Origin of the sequence: Phormidium sp. CCY1219 (assembly GCF_035615515.1) — a bacterium.
Classification (GTDB): Bacteria; Cyanobacteriota; Cyanobacteriia; order Cyanobacteriales; family Laspinemataceae; genus CCY1219.
In genome coordinates this window covers 1-1,299 of the sequence record NZ_JAJENT010000181.1, presented here as the reverse complement: position 1 = coordinate 1,299, position 1,299 = coordinate 1, and the positions used below count along the sequence as shown (strand labels likewise).

The window sequence follows — 1,299 nt, the reverse complement described above, 5'->3', positions numbered from 1 at the left end:
TGCGGCCCAGAAGGAATCAAACAGTTTCCAGACCAATACCAAAAAATGCTAAAATATCCCAACAATACGGCATTTTCCTTACTCGCCGTTAATCCGAAAACCAATGAAGTTACGGAAGTCGCGCCGGAAACCAAAATTTCTCTGAAACCCGGTGAAACATTGAATTTCCTTGTCAATGATGTAGTAGGCACTTATGGGGACAATACTGGCACCCTAACCGTGAAATGGTCGGCGGATAGTTAAGGTTAGGCAAGGAGCGGTGGAAGCGGGTAAAGGATGTACCGATTTCCTCTATTTAGAGGAGCTCATCCCCTCCAATTTTGGTGCTTAACCGTTTAAATAGCCTATTCCCCAGTCAGTCTTGGATTGAATCAATTCCGCAGTATTATAGGGCTGCAAGCAATTTTTGAATTCAAAATACCAAGGAAAAAAATGACAAACGAAACCCAGACCGTATTAAGTTTTGATGGAGTAAATGACTGGATTAATGTTCCCGATAGCACGAGCTTGCGGATTCAAGATTACACAGTCGAAGTGTGGATTAAACCCGAGCTAGTTCCCAATGAAACTTGGAACGGAATAGTCGGTAAAGCCGGTCGCAACTACAATATCTGGCTCTACTACGAAGGTTGCATTCTACACCGCTTCCATAACGCTGCATCAACGGATTCAGGAACGCCAGATACGCCCCACAAAAGTGTGACATGGAAGGAATGGAATCATATCGCCATTTCTAATGATGGGACAACGGCCAAAACCTACATCAATGGGGAAGTGAAAGCAAAAGGACCTGCGGGAGGAACGTCAATCGCAGACAATACCAACCTTTGTATGGGTCGCCAATTAGATGGGACATACCCTCGCGATTATTATAAGGGTTACATGGCGGAGGTTCGCATTTGGAATCGCGCTCGTTCTGCTGATGAAATTAAAGCCACGATGAACCAGCGCTTAGCGGGAAACGAACCCGGATTGGTGGCATACTGGCCTTTTGATGAAGACACGGGCACTGTAGCCACAGACAAAACGAGTAATGGCAACAACGGCACGATTGCCAGCGCCATCTGGGTTCAAGTCACCGATCTGCCATTGAACGAAAAAATGGGTGAATTTGAGGTGCAAACCAGTTCCGAAACCGGGTTTGAATTTAGCAATGCTGCCAACGCCGAAGTCACCTATACCTTTACGCCATCGGGAAAATGGATGCCTGCAAAAGCGGAAGTGGGAATTCCGGAATGCGGCCCAGAAGGAATCAAACAGTTTCCAGACCAATACCAAAAAATGCTAAAATATCCCAAC

General features: G+C 46.0%; 2 protein-coding genes. Both read left to right on the top strand.

Annotated elements, in window-relative coordinates; genetic code table 11:
- The coding region (locus LKK83_RS01115; RefSeq protein ID WP_324628890.1) for a hypothetical protein at positions 1–243 on the top strand (243 nt) is incomplete at its 5' end.
- A 189-nt stretch (positions 244–432) separates the two neighbouring features.
- Positions 433–1,299 (top strand): LamG domain-containing protein (locus tag LKK83_RS01110; RefSeq protein ID WP_324628889.1); only part of this gene is annotated, 867 nt, incomplete at its 3' end.